14 protein-coding genes are annotated in these 15,192 nt (G+C 50.9%); 13 read left to right on the top strand and 1 reads right to left on the bottom strand.

Annotated features, from left to right (window positions below; translation table 11 throughout):
• Window positions 1-32 precede the first annotated feature (32 nt).
• Together ACFOLF_RS21645 and ACFOLF_RS21650 are read left to right on the top strand one after the other, a co-directional pair.
• Window positions 33-662: an RraA family protein gene (locus tag ACFOLF_RS21645; RefSeq protein WP_210045820.1), complete on the top strand. Its 630-nt coding sequence runs from the start codon at window positions 33-35 to the stop codon at window positions 660-662.
• Window positions 637-1,332: a hypothetical protein gene (locus tag ACFOLF_RS21650; protein ID WP_210045819.1), complete on the top strand. Its 696-nt coding sequence runs from the start codon at window positions 637-639 to the stop codon at window positions 1,330-1,332. Before ACFOLF_RS21645 ends, ACFOLF_RS21650 begins: the two co-directional genes overlap by 26 nt.
• Window positions 1,333-1,545: 213 nt before the next feature.
• Here ACFOLF_RS21650 and ACFOLF_RS21655 read toward each other — a convergent pair whose 3' ends face one another.
• The gene (locus ACFOLF_RS21655) at window positions 1,546-2,163 is read right to left on the bottom strand and encodes an NAD(P)H-dependent oxidoreductase (RefSeq protein WP_210045818.1); all 618 of its coding nucleotides are present in this window, start codon (window positions 2,161-2,163) and stop codon (window positions 1,546-1,548) included.
• 165 nt (window positions 2,164-2,328) lie between these two features.
• Between ACFOLF_RS21655 and ACFOLF_RS21660 the strand changes: the two genes are divergently transcribed.
• The 11 genes from ACFOLF_RS21660 (at window position 2,329) to ACFOLF_RS21710 (ending at window position 15,140) form a co-directional block, all read left to right on the top strand.
• On the top strand, window positions 2,329-3,006 hold the full coding sequence (locus tag ACFOLF_RS21660) for a winged helix DNA-binding protein (protein ID WP_210045817.1): 678 nt from the start codon (window positions 2,329-2,331) through the stop codon (window positions 3,004-3,006).
• Between the two features lie 83 nt (window positions 3,007-3,089).
• Window positions 3,090-3,785, top strand: coding sequence for a response regulator transcription factor (locus tag ACFOLF_RS21665; RefSeq protein WP_210045816.1), 696 nt, complete (start codon window positions 3,090-3,092; stop codon window positions 3,783-3,785).
• 107 nt (window positions 3,786-3,892) lie between these two features.
• Complete coding sequence (locus ACFOLF_RS21670; RefSeq protein WP_210045815.1) at window positions 3,893-4,813, top strand: ATP-binding cassette domain-containing protein; 921 nt, start codon at window positions 3,893-3,895, stop codon at window positions 4,811-4,813.
• Complete coding sequence (locus ACFOLF_RS21675; protein ID WP_210045814.1) at window positions 4,810-5,568, top strand: ABC transporter permease; 759 nt, start codon at window positions 4,810-4,812, stop codon at window positions 5,566-5,568. The genes ACFOLF_RS21670 and ACFOLF_RS21675 overlap by 4 nt, the downstream gene beginning before the upstream one ends.
• Window positions 5,569-5,583: 15 nt before the next feature.
• Complete coding sequence (locus ACFOLF_RS21680) at window positions 5,584-6,492, top strand: sensor histidine kinase (RefSeq protein ID WP_379113706.1); 909 nt, start codon at window positions 5,584-5,586, stop codon at window positions 6,490-6,492.
• Window positions 6,493-7,087: 595 nt separating this feature from the next.
• Window positions 7,088-8,848, top strand: coding sequence for a peptide-binding protein (locus ACFOLF_RS21685; RefSeq protein WP_210045813.1), 1,761 nt, complete (start codon window positions 7,088-7,090; stop codon window positions 8,846-8,848).
• 75 nt (window positions 8,849-8,923) lie between these two features.
• Window positions 8,924-9,895, top strand: a complete 972-nt coding sequence (locus tag ACFOLF_RS21690) for an ABC transporter permease (RefSeq protein WP_210045812.1) — start codon at window positions 8,924-8,926, stop codon at window positions 9,893-9,895.
• The gene (locus tag ACFOLF_RS21695) at window positions 9,892-10,890 is read left to right on the top strand and encodes an ABC transporter permease (protein ID WP_210045811.1); all 999 of its coding nucleotides are present in this window, start codon (window positions 9,892-9,894) and stop codon (window positions 10,888-10,890) included. The genes ACFOLF_RS21690 and ACFOLF_RS21695 overlap by 4 nt, the downstream gene beginning before the upstream one ends.
• A complete protein-coding gene (locus ACFOLF_RS21700) occupies window positions 10,857-11,918 on the top strand; it encodes an ABC transporter ATP-binding protein (protein WP_210045810.1) in 1,062 nt (353 codons plus the stop codon). Before ACFOLF_RS21695 ends, ACFOLF_RS21700 begins: the two co-directional genes overlap by 34 nt.
• A 35-nt stretch (window positions 11,919-11,953) precedes the next feature.
• Window positions 11,954-12,886: an ABC transporter ATP-binding protein gene (locus ACFOLF_RS21705; protein WP_210045847.1), complete on the top strand. Its 933-nt coding sequence runs from the start codon at window positions 11,954-11,956 to the stop codon at window positions 12,884-12,886.
• Between the two features lie 610 nt (window positions 12,887-13,496).
• The gene (locus ACFOLF_RS21710) at window positions 13,497-15,140 is read left to right on the top strand and encodes an extracellular solute-binding protein (RefSeq protein ID WP_210045809.1); all 1,644 of its coding nucleotides are present in this window, start codon (window positions 13,497-13,499) and stop codon (window positions 15,138-15,140) included.
• The last annotated feature ends 52 nt before the right edge of the window (window positions 15,141-15,192 follow it).

Raw genomic sequence — 15,192 nt, forward strand, 5'->3', positions numbered from 1 at the left:
CAAGATGGATTGAAAAGAAAGGATGTGTATTCATGTTCCGTATCGAACCGAGGGTCCAGGGCGTAACCCCGGAGCTGTTGGAAATGTATGAGGCGGTCAGTCCGTCCACAATCGGACACTTTACCGATTTTGGTTTCATCCATGGACTGCAGCCCTTGTTTCGGCCAATTCAGCTTCTGGGCAATGCGGTCACGGTGCGTATTCCGCATCTGGATTCCACCGCGATTCGACACGCGCTGGAGCTAGCCAGGCCGGGCGACGTTCTGGTCGTCGACATGTCCGGCGATGACGACCGGGCGTGCTGGGGGGAATTCAGAACCTATGCGGCCATGGCCAAGCAAATTGCCGGCGTGGTCGTATCCGGCAGCGTCACCGATGTGCGCGCCATTACGAAGCTCGGCTTCCCCGTCTATTCCAGGGGCATCAGCGCCAAGACAACGCGTGCAATGGAGCTTGAAGGCGAGGTCAACACAACGGTCAGCGTAGCCGGCGTAAGTGTGCAGCCCGGAGATTTGGTCGTCGGCGACGATGACGGCCTGTTCGTCGTGAACCCCCGCGACGCCGGTGAAATCGGCCTCAAGGCGATCGAGAAGCAGCGCCGGGAGGAAGTGAAAAGGCGGGAGTACGGTTTTGTAAATGATACCGGCCCGGCTGGTATATAACTGTGGTGCCATGCTGCCGGATTTTCACCGGCATCTGACGATAAAGGATATTGGAGGGCAGGCCGTTTCCCCTGGGATACGCCTGCCCTTTATTTCAATTGATGCCAATAAGCTCTGTGAGAAACCTGATTTGCCGCCAAAGGCCTGTAAAAGTTGTTTTTTCTTATCGGAAATAATGGCATATTCGTGTTACACTAATGGTATTGAATTCCAGTACTGCAGCATATGTGTTACCAAGGCACCTTACGAAAGGATGATCTTTGTGTGGATGCTTCCTGTTGCCTCTTTACTTCTCGTCCTGACCTCCATGTTTATTTCCGTCCGGAGCAAAGAGGAGAGAGATCCTGTTTCCCCGAATTTTCTCATTTCGGTAAATGGGGTCTTTCTTTTTTTCCTCCTCGTTTTTCTGGTTTACTATGTTCAGGATGAGAGAATCATTACGGCCATTCCAGCAGTCTTTTATTGGTTTCTGATTGTGCTCGGTGCCGTCGTCGGACTGTTCTCGTCAGTGAGGAAATACATTCCCGGTTATATGACCTCTGCCGCTTTACTGTTGTTTACAGGATTTATTGCGATCTTTTCCGTGGGTATCCTGTTGATTGCCATGGCGTTAAGCGAATTGCTTATTGTCGCTTGCCTGCAATTTATGAAATTGAGAAGATCAGCCTGACTTCTGCTTCACAGCTATCCTCCAGTCTATACGGAGGGTAGTTTTTTTTGTTTTCTCGCAGTACTTTATCGTGTTAATGCTTGCTTGCATAAAGTTTTCTTTAAGATAGGGTAACAGGAGGAAGCTGCCGGGACCTTGGAAACTACTATGGTGAAAAAAACTTCTTCCTCTGTCAAGGGACGGGCCCCGACAGGCATCTCTTGTTAAAATGAATTACAATTGAGCGAACCGCTGCTCTGTTTTTATCAGATACTGCCGCCTTGTCTCCGGGCTGCGGTTTTTCATGCCTGTATAGTTGAACCAGCGAAGCTTGCGGATACCTATTTTGCGGAAAGTACCCCGGAATAGAATCTTGGTAACGGGATTTCCGAATAACCACCGGTAGATAAAGTCTGGAGTGCTCATTACGGTCAAGAGGGAAACTCCTTTAACATTGGGAAGCAGGCTGTGGAATGGTCTTCCCGGTTTGGTTTCCTTATAGATCGTGCCCTCTACGAATACCTTATCGAGGAATCCTTTGGTGAGAGCCGGCATCGTCTCCCACCAGACGGGAAAAATGAAGACAATATGATCCGCGGCAATAAGACGCCGCTGGTAATCGGCAGCGAGGGGGTCTGTGGTCTTCTTTTGCCGCCAGGAGGCAAGCTCTCCGGCGGACATGACGGGATTAAATCCGTCTGTAGCCAGATCGATAAGATCAATCTTATGGCCCTTGGCGGCAAGGCCCCGCATAACGGCTGCCAAGAGAGCCGCGGAATAGCTTCTGCGATGGGGAATATTCTCGGATGCGGACGCTCCGTACGGATGATCAAAGATAATGACGACATTCATATACAAATCTCCTCTTTGAATTATTGTTTCCAGTATATAAAATTGTATCACGGAAACAATAATACGTTTATATTTCTTTGCTGTCAATATTGTTTCCGGGAAACTTTATTTATTCCTGGCTGTTTGTTAAACTGGGCATAAGAAAAGCTTGCGAGGAGACCTTCCATGTTCCATTCTGCCGGTCATCTGCCTGACAAGGACATTCTAATAAAGAAATTGATCGAGACAATTCCCAAATTGCATAAGCGGTTTCAATCGGAGGATGACGAAGAAAAGGAGTGGTTGATCCGGAACTGCGACAATCCCGCGATCATTGATTTCCTCCAGGAATCCACGGTCATGATGCTTCACGTAATCGATGCCATTGGACATCTTGAGCCGGTGAATGGAGCTTCCATTTCCAGACAGTTTGGAATCCCCAAAGGCAGCGTGTCCAAGATCACCAGAAAATTAGTGCAGCAGCAAATTATCCGCACGGAATATCTTCTGGATAATAAGAAAGAAGTGCTCTTCCACACGACTCCCTTGGGCAAAGAAATATTTCAACTGCATCAAGGTCTGCATAAGCAGATGAATATAGGGATAACCCGTTTTCTCCAGAAATATGACGAGGCTGAATTGATATTTCTTATCCGGGGCTTTGAGGATACCCTGCAAGCATCGTGGGTAAATTCGGAACCCGGGGAATCAGAGCTTGAGAAAACACGCTCAACGACCCGGTATGAGTCAGAGAAAGACGGGGAAATGAATGCGATCGTAAACATGCTTAAACAACTGGATACCCGCAGCCTGAAAAAAGCAAAAACGATTCTCAATGATGTATTTTTCACCTCCTTTGATTAGTAAAGGGATCAAGAGAAAACTTGCTTCCCTGCGCTTGAAGGACGTCTCCAACAATCTCTCCCTCTAAAGGTGAACTGATTCCTATGGACAAAATGATACAAATCCTGGTGGTGGAGGATGATAACGACATCAACCAGCTGCTGTGCAATATTATAAGAAAAAGCGGTTATCTGCCCCAGCCGGCCTACTCCGGAACGGAAGCTCTGCTCTATCTGGACAAGCAGGCATGGCATATGGTGCTGCTTGATCTGATGCTCCCCGGCATGAGCGGCGAGGAGCTGCTGGCCCGGATTCATGAGCTTGGCCCTGTGCCGGTAATCGTGATTTCGGCCAAGGAGGAGCAGCGGACGAAGGTTGCCATGCTGCGGACCGGCGCGGACGATTATATTACGAAGCCCTTCGACATCGAGGAGGTATCGGCCCGGATTGACTCCCATCTGCGCAGATACAGGCGCGATTCAACGTCGGATGCACGAAGCCGTCAACTGGCCTATAAGTCGATTATTCTCGATCCGGAAGCAAAATCGGTTACTTTGGGCGCTGAGCTGCTGTCATTGACGGCAAGGGAATATGAAATACTGGCCCTCCTCATGTCTTCGCCCAAGAAGGTATTTACCAAGGCGAACGTGTATGAAAGCGTATGGGGAGAAGAGTTTTTCGGCGATGATAATACGATTAACGTCCATATGAGCAATCTGCGGAGCAAGCTGGCCAAAGCAAGTCCGAACGAGGAATTTATCGAGACGGTATGGGGAATGGGATACCGGCTTAAGCCCTGAATGGTTCATCCATTAAGCAGCTTAAGACTTTCTTAAGGATTGTCTTTAGCTCCTCTTATGTTTTCGTTTCTATACTTGAGCTATCACATAAGAGGAGGCCAGGAGGAATGAGTCAGTATCTGCTGCAAACCCATAATTTGACCAAGAGCTTCAAGGGCAGCAATGCCTTGGACAAAGTGAACCTGTCGATCAGGAAAGGGTCCATATACGGTTTTATCGGCCAGAACGGAGCTGGAAAGTCGACGCTGATTCGCATCGTGGCAGGGCTTGCTTTTCCCACTGAAGGCACGCTCGAGCTGTTCGGGGAGACTGGCGGAAGCGGGCTTGTGGCCGCGCGCAAGCGGATCGGGTCGATCATTGAAAGTCCGGCGTTGTTCCCCCAAATGACGGCGCATGAGAATGTCGAAGCGAACCGGCTGCTGCGGGGCATTCCGGGCAAAGAAAATGTGCGGAAAACGCTTGAAATTGTCGGGCTTGAGGGCACCGGCAGGAAAAAAGCGAAAAATTTCTCGCTGGGGATGAAGCAGCGGCTGGGTCTGGCGATAGCGCTTCTGGGCGACCCGGAGTTCCTTATTCTTGACGAGCCGACCAATGGTCTGGACCCTATGGGTGTGGTTGAAATGAGAGAGCTGCTTAAACGGTTGAACAGTGAAAGAGGCATCACGATTCTGATTTCCAGTCATATTCTCAGCGAGCTGTATCTGCTGGCCAGCCATTATGGGATTATTCATCACGGGCAGCTGCTGGAACAGCTGACGGCGAAGGAATTGAACGAGAAATGCCAGCAGTATGTGCACATTAAGGTGAATGATCCGGCCAAGGCGGCCTCGGTTATTCAGAACAAGCTTGCGACGACGGATTTTGAAGTGATGCCTGGCGGTGTTATCCGGTTGTACGCGCTTCTCGAACATCCCGGGAGAATCTCGACCGCGCTTGCGGCTTCGGGTCTGGAAATAGAAGAATTCATGCCGATGGGCGAGGATCTGGAGAGCTTCTTCACGAAGCGGATCGGGGGTGCGCGGACATGAGCAACCTGATTATGGCGGAATTGTTCAAGCTGCGCAAAGACCGCGCCTTCCGGATGCTGGTTTACCTGCTGCTCTTCATCGCGGCAGCTTACCCGATTATTATCTACATCGATAATCAATCAGACGGGGGAGTCGTTCACGGAGCGGATTTCTTTCTGGAGAGCATGGCTGGAAATACCTATATCATCAAATTCGGAACGGCCATTCTGGCTGGATTCTTCATCTCCAGCGAATACTCGACCGGTGTCATGAAAACCATCGCATCGTCGGGCAGCAGCCGGATCCGGATTTTTATAGCCAAGCTGTTTGGCTTCACGGTCGGGACTCTGGTCATCTCCATCATTTTTCCGATTGTCAGCACCTTGATCACCACTGTGTTGTCCGGCTTCGGTGAGCTGCCGGCGGAAGCTGCCGCCGGTTATATCCCGGGCACCATAGGATTGATGCTTCTTTATGCGGCTGCTTTTGCCGCTATAGCCGCATTGTTCGCGACGATCTTCACGGACAGCGGCAAGACGATCGGTTTCCTGATATTTTTATTTCTGATGATCGATTCCATTCTCCCCGGTTTGGGCCAATATGTTCATTTCCTGGGCACCATCTATGACTATTCGGTGTTCAAGCTGCTGCTCGAAATCACAAAATTTCATTTCGGGAGCGGTGAGCTGCTGGAGATCCTGCTGGTCCCAGTCCTGACGATTGCGGCATTCGGGTTGCTTGGCGTTCTGGTTTACCGGAGAAAAGAAATCAAATAGCAGGCGGAAAGGCGGATGAAGGGCATGCTCTATATCACGATCATCTCGGTTATAGCGGCGGCTGCCTGTTTAGTCCGCCTTTGGTTTGTGAAACGGGAAATGAAAAGGATGACAAGCAAGCTCAAAGCATACAATGATGGGCGGACAGGAAAAAAACTCGATTTGACGTTCTTCGATCGGCATATTGAATCCCTCGCGGCGGAGATTAACCGGCAGTCGGATCTCGTCGTGGAGGCGGAAGCGCAGCGAAGGCGTACCGAGAATGAGCTGAGGCAGGCGGTGGCCAATATTTCACATGATATCCGGACACCGCTTACGTCGATTTTCGGTTATATTCAGCTGTTGGAGTCGGATGAAATAACCGGAGAGGAAAAGCAGGAATATGTCGGCATCGTCAAAAACAGAACGAAGCGTCTGCAGGTGCTGTTGAATGATTTTTTTGAGCTGTCGGTTATTGAATCCCCGGATTACCCGATGAAGCATGAACGGCTGAGATTAAACATTCTGCTCCCGGATATCGTCACGGGCTTGTACGACCAGTTCAATGAATATCATATAACGCCGGATCTTCAGCTGCCGGAGTCCGATATCATCCTGTATGCGGACGAATCGGCCGTCAGGAGAGTTGCCGAGAACCTGCTCCTTAATACCATTAAACATACGAGCGGTCAGGTCAGGATTATTCTCCAGATGCGCCAGGGTATGGCCGTATTGACCATTGCCAATGAGGCCAGACATCTGACCGGCAGCGATCTGAATGTTTTATTCGACCGGTTCTACACAGCGGATCAGACAAGATCGGGCAAGGGAACAGGCCTTGGCTTATCCATTGCGCGAAGTCTGATGGAGAAGATGAATGGAAGCCTGAACGCCGAGCTGCAGGGCGGTCATTTGCTGATGATCTGCAAGTGGAAGCTGCCATAAATGAACGGACAGGGCGAATGACTGAAGTTAAATCAGTTATTTTTAGATTATTTAGAAAATTAAATTATTTCTATGGTAAACGTTCGTTAAATTTGGTATATTTCAGGAAAGTAATCCATTTTACAAGAGGCAAGGGAGAGATTATCAGCTAACCTGGTTACAAAAATCAATAGGGAAGAAAGGTGGCGGATAGTAAAATAGATAGCTCAGCAAGATTTTGTTGGAAGCATTGTTAACAAAATAGTAAGCGCTTACTTTTAGATCAACGATCCAACCTAAATGTTAGTTAAAATAACATATCTTAATGTTTTATATACTAATCTTATGAGGGATGACAGGCAGCCTTAGAATTGAGACAAATTTAATTGCATAATATGGCGTATTTTTGATTGGAAATTTATGTACAGCGTCTATTTTATATGATACATTATGTATCGGGGAGGAAAGGTGATACATAATGTTACATAAATGATAGGTTTATTTTTCTTTATGTTAGGTGTATGTAGTTTTTGTTTTTTATTTATTAAGGAGCGGAATGGCTCCAATTAGCCTCGGCGTAAGCCGGGAGTTTATTTACTATGAGGAGGTTTAATTTATGAAGAAAGTTACCCTATGGATGTCCTGCTTGTCCATTATTGCGCTTATTGGTATTCTGCTGGCGGGATGCACCAATTCCAACAGCCCGGCAAACTCCGAAACAACAGAACCGTCCACTACGGCCCCCGCAACCAATACAACTGACGAACCAGCCGCCCCGGCTGACAGCGCAGAAACCCCGGGTGCGCCTGTAGAAGGAGGAACGCTGACAATCAGCACGTTCTCCGATATCGTTTCCATAAACCCGCTGTACATTAATGATACGTCCTCCGGAGATATCGAAACCCTGATCTTTGCCAAGCTGTACGATCTGGACCGCAATGCCAATCTGGCGGTTGAGCCTTGGTCGCTTGGTGCCGAGCTGCCGAAAATCAGCGAGGATGGAAAAACATACACAGTCAAATTGAAAACAACGGCCAAATGGAGCGACGGACAGCCGATTACCGCCGACGATATCGTATATACCTACGATACGCTCCGCAATCCGGAAGCGGCATCACCGGGAATCAGCATGTACGATAAGATTGAATCCGTTACTAAAATAGATGATCAGACGGTCGATATTAAATTGAAGCAGGTCTATGCTCCTTTTCAATTCTCGCTATTTATCTCCATTCTTCCCGCACACATACTCAAAGATGTCCCCCTCAAGGATCTCAAGACGAATCCTTACGGAGTCGATCCCGCCAAAACGGTCACCAGCGGCCCGTGGAAATGGACCGAGTGGAAACAAGGCCAGTATATTACCCTTGAAGCAAATCCGGATTACTGGGGAGAAAAGAAGCCGCATATAGCCAAGATCATATACAAGATCTATGCGGATCAAAATACAGAGGTTCAAGCCCTGATCAAGGGCGATGTCCAAATGACGCAGGCCGTTCCGGTCACTCAAATCGATGCGGTCAAGGAGCATGACAACCTGAGCATCATCCTGGAGCCGGGTCCGACGTATGAATACGTGTCATTTAACTTTAAAGACGAGAATTTCCCGGACAACTATTCCCCGTTCAAAGGGCAAAAAACCCGGCAAGCCATCGCCTACGCCATTAATCGTCAAGGCATGGTAGACAATGTACTGAAGGGATCCGGAGGACTGATGAACTCGCCATTCCTGCCCGGGTCATGGGCAGATCCAGGCGATGAGGCGGTCAACTACACGTATGATGCAGAGAAGGCGAAGAGTCTGCTGGCAGAGGATGGCTGGGCGGCCGGGAAAGACGGGATACTGGAAAAAGACGGGCACCGCTTCTCCTTCGAGCTGCAATATAATGCGGGCAACAGCCGTCGCGAGCAGGTGGCGGCAGTCATTCAGCAGAACCTGAAGGATGTCGGGATTGAAGTCAAGCCCAAGGGCATCGATTTTGCCACCTGGATCGACCAGAATGTTACGCCAGGCAAGTTTCCGGCCGTTCTTCTGTCATGGTCCCTGTCCAACCCTGATCCGGATGCGGAGAGCATTTTCTCGTCCAAGTATTTCCCGCCAGCCGGGCAAAACAGCGGGTGGTACAAAAATGAGAAGCTGGATGAGTTGTGGGTGAAAGGGCAGCTGACGGTCGACCAAGCCGAGCGGACAAGTATTTATCACGAAATCGGCAAAGAAATCTCCACCGACCTGCCTTATGTGTTCCTGTATCAATACGGTCTTCCCCAAGGCGTAGATTCCACTACCGTTCATTGGGATGAGGAGGATCGTCCTGAATCTTCCCTGGCTTACGGGTACCTGTTCCACGCCATCAATTGGTGGTCTGACAAAAAGTAACCAAGCCAAGCAGCCAAAATGACAGGGGAAGGTAATATGATGCCTTCCCTTGTACAGGAATCGGGGGACGCTTCAATGACTGAGTATTTAATACGCCGCTTGCTGCAATCCGTCCTTGTGCTGTTCTTGATCTCGGTGCTGACCTTCGCCATGATCCATGCGGCACCGGGCGGACCGACCCAGGTGTTTCTCGGTCCCGGAATGTCGCCGGAGGCGGCAAAGATTCAGGCGCATAATCTGGGGCTTGACCGCTCCGTTCCCGTCCAATTTTTTATATGGCTTGGGAATTTGCTGCAGGGGGATCTCGGGCACACCTTCAAAAATCATATTCCAGTCGGCGATATTCTGTGGCCGACCGTGCTCAACACGATGGTACTGATGGGCTCGGCATGGTTTATTTCCTTGTTGATTGCCATTCCATGGGGGATTTATAACAGCACGGTCGAATATGGACTGTCCGATCACACAGCTTCCTTCATCTCGTATATCGGATTCGCCATGCCGACGTTCTGGTTTGGGATTCTGCTGCAGGAGTATTTCGCCGTTAAGCTGAATTGGCTGCCCTTGTCCGATATGTGGACGATGGGGATGGAAGGCAATCTCGGCAATTTGCTCCTTCACCTTGTACTTCCCGTGACCGTACTCGCGCTTGGATTTCTGGCCTCCTACTCCAAGTATGCCCGGTCCAGCATGCTGGAGGTCCTGAATCAGGATTATATCCGTACGGCCAGGGCCAAGGGATTAAAAGAACGCAGAGTCATTTTCCGCCATGCCTTGCGGAATGCTCTGATTCCGATTATTACAGTCCTCGGACTCGATCTGCCCATTCTGGTCGGGGGAGCCGTGCTGACGGAAAGTGTGTTCAATTGGCCCGGAATGGGCCGGCTGTTTGTCGAGATGGCGGTGGCAAGGGAATACTCCGTGCTGATGTCCATCACGCTGATCGTATCGGTCATCGTCGTTATCGGCAATCTTGCTGCGGATATCCTCTATGCTCTTGTAGATCCGAGGGTCCAGCTGGGACGGGAGGGAGGAGCCTCGTTATGATTGAAGTGGAGCACGGGAAGCCTCTCCCGCAAGGAAACTGGAATCCGGAGCCAAGACCGCCGGCAGATCTTCAAGATGCCTTGGTGGAAGCGCGCCCGCCGGGGCCATGGAGGGCAGCCTGGAAGAAATTTCTGCATAATCCGTTTGCCGTTACGGGGCTTGCGGTCCTGCTTCTGTTCATCCTGGCTGCTTTGCTGGCCAAATGGATCGCTCCTTATGATCCTACCCGGATTGACATGATGTTCCCTAACCTGCCGGCCGGTACGGACAATCATCTGCTGGGAACGGACGAGCTGGGAAGGGACATATTCTCCCGTTTGTTATACAGCAGCCGAATCTCGCTTTCGGTCGGATTTGCCGTTGCTTTCGTGTCCGTCGTGATCGGTACGCTGATTGGAGCGGTATCCGGGTATTTTGGCGGCTGGGTGGATACGATAGCCATGCGTCTGGTAGACGTCATGAATTCCATCCCCTCGCTGTTTCTCAATATATTGATTTTGGCTGTTTTTGGTTCGAAAATGTCCTACATGATCATGGTATTGGCCTTCACCAGCTGGATGGGGGTGGCGCGGCTTGTCCGGGGCAACTATCTCCAGCTGAGGGAGATGCAGTATGTGGAGGCGGCAAGGGCGACCGGCGTTAGCAGCTGGGGCATTATTTTCCGCCATCTTCTTCGCAATGCGTCCGCTCCGATCATTGTGACGGCCACGCTGATGGTAGGCGGAGCCATCCTGAGCGAATCGGCCTTATCCTACCTGGGCCTGGGCGTTCAGACGCCAGACACGAGCTGGGGGCTGATGCTCAGCAACGCGCAGGAATTTATGCTCGTTGATCCTATACAAGCCGTTTATCCCGGCCTGTGCATCCTGTTAGTCGTGCTGTCCGTGAATTTTATCGGGGATGGAATCCGCGACGGGCTGGACCCCAGGAAGACCACAATCCCGCGAAGGAGGCTGGACCAATGGCGGAAACAATACTTGAAATCCGGAATTTGACAACCGGTTTTCTGTCGGACCAGGGCATGGTCAAGGCAACGGACCGCGTCTCGCTCACTTTGGATAAAGGGCAGACTCTCTGTGTGGTAGGCGAATCGGGCAGCGGGAAAAGCGTCACCGCGCTCTCGGTCGTACGGCTCGTCGATTATGCCGGCGGGGTAATCATGGACGGTCAGATCCTATTTAACGGAGAGGATCTGGCACAGAAAAGGCAGAGCGAAATGCTGCGGATTCGCGGCAGCTTAATCGCCATGATATTCCAGGATCCGATGTCCGCGCTGAATCCCGTCTTCACGGTAGGGGACCAAATCGCGGAGGTTCTTCAGGCTCATAAGCATTTAAACCGGAAGGAAGCATGGCATAAAAGTGTGGAGATGCTTCGGCTGGTGGGCATTCCCGCTCCTGAAATACGTGCGAAACAGTATCCGTATGAAATGTCCGGCGGGATGTGCCAACGGGTCGTCATTGCCATGGCGCTCTCCTGCAATCCGCAATTGCTGATCGCGGATGAGCCGACGACGGCGCTTGATGTGACGGTGCAGGCACAGATTCTAGAGCTGCTTCTCCAATTAAAGCGGGAATTCCGGATGTCGATGCTGCTCATCACTCATGATATGGGAGTGGCGGCTGAAGTCGCGGACCGTATTGCGGTCATGTATGCGGGAACCGTTGTGGAAGAGGGGACGGTAGAGGAGATTTTCGGGCATCCCCGCCACCCCTATACGATGGGACTTCTGCGATCCATCCCTGGCATGGATGGGAATCGCGGAGAAGAATTATATACGATTAAGGGTGCCATTCCCCCCATCAGCAGGCTGCCTTCCGGCTGCCGTTTTCACTCCCGCTGTCCGTATGTGATGGAGACTTGCCGGGAAAAGGAGCCTCCTCTGCTGGAAACTGCAGCCGGGCATAAGGCCGCCTGCTGGCTCAGCGGTACGGTCGGAGCCACTCAGTCGGCCACTGCCGCAGAAGATCAGCAGGAGAGGGAAGCTGTGAATGGAACCGGGACGGAGGTGGGCCTTCCGTGAACCAGCCGTATTTGGTGGAAGCCAAGCATGTGAAGATGTATTATCCCATCAGGACCGGGCTGCTGAATCGCGTAGTTGGCCATGTGAAGGCGGTCGATGACGTTTCCTTCGGGATCCGGCCCGGCGAGACATTCGGTTTGGTCGGTGAATCGGGCTGCGGAAAATCCACATTGGCCCGGGTTTTGTTGAAGCTGAAGAAGGCGACCGGCGGAGAGATCCGGTTTGATGGTCAGAATATTCATGAGGTAGGCAGCCAGGATCTTCGCCGGCTCCGCGAGGGAATGCAGATTATTTTTCAAGATCCGTACAGCTCCTTGAATCCGCGCTTTCTGGTTCGGGATCTCATAGGCGAGCCTCTACGCATTCACCGGAGAATGTCGTCCAGAGAGAAGGATGACCGGGTCATGCAGCTGATGGAGCTGGTAGGGCTGGATGTCAGCCGGCGCAACCGGTACCCGCATGAGTTCTCAGGCGGACAGCGACAACGTATCGGCATCGCCCGCGCAATCGCGCTGAATCCCAAATTCATCATCGCGGACGAAGCGGTATCCGCATTGGATGTTTCCGTACAGTCTCAAGTGCTGAACCTGATGATGAAGCTGCAGAAGGAGCTGGGGCTGACTTATTTGTTTATTGCCCATGGACTTAATGTGGTGCGCCATATATCCAATCGCGTCGGTGTCATGTATTTGGGGAAAATGGTGGAGGTGGCCCCGACGGATGAGCTGTTTGCGCACCCGCTGCATCCTTACACGTCCGTGCTGCTTTCCGCTATTCCTCAGGCTGTGCTGCACCGCAAGAACGAACGGATTATTCTGCAGGGGGATGTGCCGTCTCCCGCCGATCCGCCTTCGGGCTGCCGGTTTCACCCGCGTTGTCCCATTGCCCGGGATCGCTGCAGAGTGGAGGAGCCTCTCCTCCAGTCTGCAGACGGGGAGAGACAGGTGGCTTGCCATTATCCGCTATGACCTTACGATCCACTTGCTTTTCCAATACTGAAGCAGTTGCCAAGGCAGGCAAGGCGAGGGGGATATCCGTATAATTGCAATTTCTTCACAGCAGATGCTGTAAAATCAAATGGTCTGCCTGAACTCCTATGGCTTACAGGAGCTCAGGCAGACCTTTCTTATGAGGGTGAAGCAGGACTTCATCCTCTTTGCGATTTTTGGTGATTAGAGGTATGAAGCAGAAGGTACTGAAGCGAATAATCTTTGACGAGAATGGTTATTGGGACAACGCAATAGCTGCTTTGGCGAAAAAAAAAGAACCGTCAGGGAATCGGATTATTCCCTGACGCTTTTTCTTAAAATATGAGAAAGTGTAAAATGTGGCCTCGCCTTTTCTGATTTTTCTGAGGGAAGAAGCTAACTTGCCCGTCAAAGGATGGCGAAGCCGGTTCTTCTTGCCCGATTATTTTCGATACTAGCTGCGTCTGCTATCATCTCCTCACCGGGCAAAGAAACGGTTGAAATTCCCCCCTGGTGTGACGAGATTCTCTCCCGGGTCCTTCCCTCCAGCCTCTATACTAACGTTAGGAAACCTTTAAATACGCATAAATTAACTAAGGGGGCAATCAGGTTGAATCGAAAATGGGTTGTTTTATTTATTGCAGTAATGATGGTGGCAACAACGGCTTGCGGCAGCAACAATAATGCGGATACAGACAAAAACGCAGGAAATTCGCAGGCGGACGAAGCAAGCGCGGGACCATTCACCGCCTACAAGGAGCCTGTAACGTTCTCGGTAGCCAAAGTGATCAATTCCAAAAATTCCGGGCTGCCTGCCGGAGAAACCTTCGACGACAATGCCTATTACCAATTTATGGAGAAGAAATTCAATATCAAGGTCGAGAATGATTGGCTGGTCGAAACGCCCGAAGCCTATCAGCAGAAAATATCGCTTGCCATCTCCACACGCGATTTGCCGGACGTGTTTTCCGTCAATGAGCAGCAGCTGAAGCAGCTCGTGGAAACGGAGCAGATTGCTGATTTGACCAGCGCTTATGAAACGACCGCCAGTCCGCTGGTCAAAGAAGTCTATGATTCCTATGATGATCGGGTGTTGTCCAAAGCAACCTTCGACGGCAAGCTGATGGCGCTTCCCTCCACCAATATTGGCGGCGAATTCAACCTGACCTGGATCAGAGCGGACTGGCTGGAGAAAGAAGGCCTTCAGCCTCCCAAGACACTGGATGATCTGATTGCGGTTGCCAAAGCTTTCGTAGAGAACGATCCGGATGGCAACGGCAAGAAAGATACGTATGGCTTCACAGGCGTGCCCGTATTGGCAGGGCTGAACACCAATCACGGATTTGATCCGATTCTCGGCGCCCTCCATGCCTACAAGGGTCAATGGATGAAGGATGCATCGGGTCAGATCGGTTACAGCTCGAACTTTCCAGAGATGAAGGCGGCGCTGGACAAGCTTCATCAGCTGTATGCGGATGGTCTGATTGACAAAGAGTTTATCGTCCGCAAGGATCCGAACGAGCTGGTCGCAGCAGGACAGGTGGGAATTGCTTTTGCGCCCTGGTGGTTTCCATACGGCGCCTTGAAGGATTCCGTCAAGAATGATTCCAAGGCGGAATGGGTTGCTTTTACCACGCCGCTTGACAAAGCCGGAAAGTTCAACACTTACGATCAGAATCCGTCGACTAATTTCATTGTGGTGAACAAGGATTACAAGCATCCCGAAGCGGTTGTGAAGGTGCTGAACGAGATGCTGGCCATAGGAAAAAATGTGGATCCTGATGCTGCCGATCTGTACAAAGGCATTGTGGTTGATTCCAGCGCCCTTCCCTTTTCGCTGGGTGTCGACTATGAAGATATCGTGTATCAAGGTTACTTGAAGCTGAAAGAGCTGATCGATTCCAAGGGTGAATCGGAGGCCAGCGGCGAAGTGCAGAAGTGGTATGAAGCCTGGAAAATCAATGAGGAATCGCCGAAGAAGGATCTTAGCGCCTGGAGTGAAGCGACCGCAAGGTATGTCGGCTCTGCGGTAGTGGAAGCAAGCGATATCAATATCACCCGCAGCGAGTTCTTCGGCACAACGAAGACGATGGAGAAGAAATGGGCCATTCTGCAAAAAATGGAGAATGAAGCTTTCCTGAAAATTATTGTGGGCGAAGCGCCTCTCGATTCCTTCGATCAATATGTAGCCGATTGGAAGAGCGCAGGCGGAGACGACATTGTCAAAGAGGTCCAGGAGGCCGCCAAGCAATAAAATTTCGCAAAAAGGCGTCAGGTCCGGGATCGGCGCCTTTTTACACAAAATT

It is taken from the genome of Paenibacillus sepulcri (assembly GCF_042647105.1).
GTDB classification, from domain to species: Bacteria; Bacillota; Bacilli; order Paenibacillales; family Paenibacillaceae; genus Paenibacillus_Z; species Paenibacillus_Z sepulcri.